This window comes from Leptolyngbya sp. FACHB-711 (genome assembly GCF_014695615.1).
Lineage (GTDB): Bacteria > Cyanobacteriota > Cyanobacteriia > Elainellales > Elainellaceae > Leptolyngbya_A.
Map to the genome: position 1 here is coordinate 1 of NZ_JACJOR010000585.1, position 3297 is coordinate 3297.

At 46.0% G+C, this 3297-nt stretch carries 2 protein-coding genes; both read right to left on the reverse strand.

Going from position 1 to position 3297, the window contains the following annotated elements; all coding sequences use genetic code 11:
* Positions 1-265: 265 nt before the first annotated feature.
* Entirely contained in the window at positions 266-427 is a 162-nt protein-coding gene (locus tag H6F80_RS30155) for a hypothetical protein (RefSeq protein WP_242067625.1), read from the reverse strand.
* Between the two features lie 155 nt (positions 428-582).
* Entirely contained in the window at positions 583-3129 is a 2547-nt protein-coding gene (locus tag H6F80_RS28580) for a PAS domain-containing hybrid sensor histidine kinase/response regulator (RefSeq protein WP_190794905.1), read from the reverse strand.
* Between the last annotated feature and the right edge of the window lie 168 nt (positions 3130-3297).

The window sequence follows — 3297 nt, forward strand, 5'->3', positions numbered from 1 at the left end:
ATGGAGGGCATTGAGAACAGGGGGAGGAACAGCGGCTACCCGGTAGAACGTTTTAAGTTTTATTAGGTTGCCCTACTTAGCAGGATTATTTTGATTGCCCCTGCAGATTTTGCACTACCCCAACTATCAGTAGTGCTCAACTAAATGCCCTTACTGCAAAAGGTTTAGTGACCGGTTGCAAGCCAACTGCTGCCGATCGCCCTGCCCCTACCAGGATAGCCCCTCTTTTTGGGTTTGTAATGTTTGGATTTTAACCTTACAAAAATTACTGCTCTCGTTCCTCCGAACGATTAATCGTCGAGTGGTTTACCGTCAAGCCTCGTTCCTGCATCATCTCCTCCATATCTCGGTAGCTGAGGGAATAGCGGTGAGTCCAGTCCTGAAGGCAGGTTTCCCCCCGTAGGGAACTGGCGAACCCGAAGGGCATTAACAGCGAACGTTCAGCAGGATGATTTCAGGCAGAAAGTGCCGCTACTTCAACAGAGCAGGAGTAGATATCGGAGGGTAAGGAGGGAAGTTTTAGCCCGCTTACTTTACCGTTGACTGGTTTTTGCAACACAACCGTTTTTTTGCAACACAACCTTATTTGAATGATGTTCCAAAAGCTTTCTGTAATGTTGCTGTCAACGTTTCTGGGGTATAGGGTTTCTTGAGGAAGGCTTTAATCATTGCTTTGACATCGTCATTAAGCTGATGTTCCAATGACAATTCATTAAGCGCAACGATGACAAGGTCGGGATTCGTCCGCTTTAATATCTGAATCGTTGCTGATGCATCAGGTTCTACAATAGATAGATCGATGAGAACTGCCCGAATCTGGGATCGATACTGAGCATAAAGCCCGATCGCCTCAATTCCATCTTTTGCAGTCAAAACTCGGTAACTCGTTTGATCTAACAGCATCTCAGCAGCTTCGCGAGATGTGTCATCACTCTCAACTAGCAGAATTAATGCCTCTTGGAAAGAAATCGGTCGCTGAGCCGGTAAGTATACTTTGAGCTGAGTTCCCTTGTTAATTTCACTCTGTACATTGATGAAGCCGCCATGACCTTTGACAATTCCCGCAACCATTGATAATCCGAGTCCTGTCCCCTTACCGAATTCTTTGGTTGTAAAGAAAGGCTCAAAGATACGGTTTAAGTTTTCAGCAGGTATTCCAACTCCGGTATCAGAGACCGTAATCGCAACATAGCAACCCGTCTTCGCATCAACATTCTTGCGAGCAAGCGCTGCATTAACCGAGATATTTTCTGCTGAAATACGTAGAACTCCACCTTCTGGCATGGCATCACGAGCATTCTCCCAAAGATGCAGCAGCATTTGGTGAAGTTGAGTTCGGTCTCCAGAAACTATCCAAAGATCAGATGCAATGTTAGTCCGAACTAGAATACTTTGTGGACAATCTTGCTTAAGCATCGCTGCTAGACGTAGCAGCAATGTATCTATCGCTAATGTGTTCCTATTGCCTGTTAGTCCTTGCACAAAGGACAACATTTGATTTACGACATCCGCACTCCGCCTTGCATTTACCTCAAGGGTTGCCAATACTTGTCGGCTCTGCTCATCCGGCAACTTATCAGCTAGAAGCTGGATTGACATCAGTATCGGAGTCAACGCATTGTTGAGATTATGGGCCATACCCTTAGTCACCGTACTGATGCTTTCAAATCTTTGAGTCCGCTGATACTGCGCTTCCGTTTGCTTACTCTCAGTAATATTAGTCCCACTGACGAGAACAGATTGAGGCTGTCCTACTTCGTTGCGAATTAATGTCCAACGGCTATCAACAATAACTTTCCGATCGTCTTTCCCTCGATGTTTTAGTTCACCCTGCCACTCTCCCTGTTCCATAACCAATGTTTGAGCTTGGCGGAGTTGGGGAGAAAATTCATCAAACAGGAGCTCATCAACATAACACCCTACCGCTTCGTTAACTGTCCAGCCAAACAAGCGGGTTGCGCTACTATTCCAAAACAAGATTTGATTTTCCAAGTTCAGCACAAGAATCGCATCCTGAGATTGATCCAAAAGCCTTGCTTGCGCTTGCAATTGTGCTTCAGCTTGTTTTTGCTTGGTGACATTCGTTTGGATACCAACAAAATACAGCAACTCACCAGCATCAGCACGTACCGGAGCAATTTTTAATTCATTCCAGAAGGGCTGGCCATCTTTGCGATAGTTCAAAAGAGTGGCTTGTACCTCCTGCTGTTGGGCTATTGCCTCACGAATTTGAGCAACAACTTCTGGATCGGTTCCTGGACCCTGTAGCAATCGACAATTGCAACCGATCACCTCTTCTGGCTGATACCCGGTCAGCTTCGAGAAGGCAGGATTTGAGTAGATGATGGGATTATCGGGTTGGTTGGGATCGCAAAGCACAATACCATCTGAAGTAGAATCGATCGCCCTCGCAAACGGCAAACTGGTTAACTTCTCTAGTGACAATCCCTCGGTCGGTAAACTCTCTAGCCGCTGCTCTTGTTTGACCCTGTTCCAGTAAGTGTTAAAGAAGTGGGCAAGCTCAGGTTCTTCAGCCACTAAGTCATTGAAATGGTCCTGAACTCGCTTATCAGTCTCATACCTCACATCTGGGTGTGCTTCCATCCACTCATGACAGGTTTTGATATAGGCAATAAACGTCACCAAATATTGGTAATTCTCGGTTCCTAGAAAACGGCACAACTCTCGCCGACAGTGGTCAGCCTTATCTGTGTTTAAGGCAATAAAAATTGAGCAGTCAAGGAGACTCTTTTCGAGAACGGAGTTTAGCTGGGATACAACATTGAGCAAGCTGTTATGAGAAGCCAATAATCGAAGATGCTCATCCACTTCTGGTAGGCTTGGGGGAGCCGCTTCAAGCAGGGTTAAGATATCTCGTGCCTTCATCCCCAATTCCCACAGCGAACAGCTATGGCACACTAAGCAATACGGGACAGGGCAGAAACGCGATAGGTAGGCGGACAGTTTCTCTTTGAATAGAGAGGGAAGAGGATTGTCAACGTAGGTTGAGCAAGTTTGTTGCCATAAGTTTTCCAACACTTGAGGAGTCTGTAAGGCTGGAGAGAAGAAAGGTGGAAGAAAACCGAACTTCTCCTCGATTTCTGTCGCAATTTGCTGACTGGTCCGCATAGATAAGATTTGACTTTAAAAGCAAGCGTGAGGAATTGGCAAGCTGAGATTCCCCCTTTCTGACGAGCAAGTACTTGCAGAGACGGCGAACACAGTATATTTGCTGATCCTTTTGCTAGTTTAGCGTGCCTACCGCATCGTGAATTTTCCTAGTGCATCTTCAGGAGA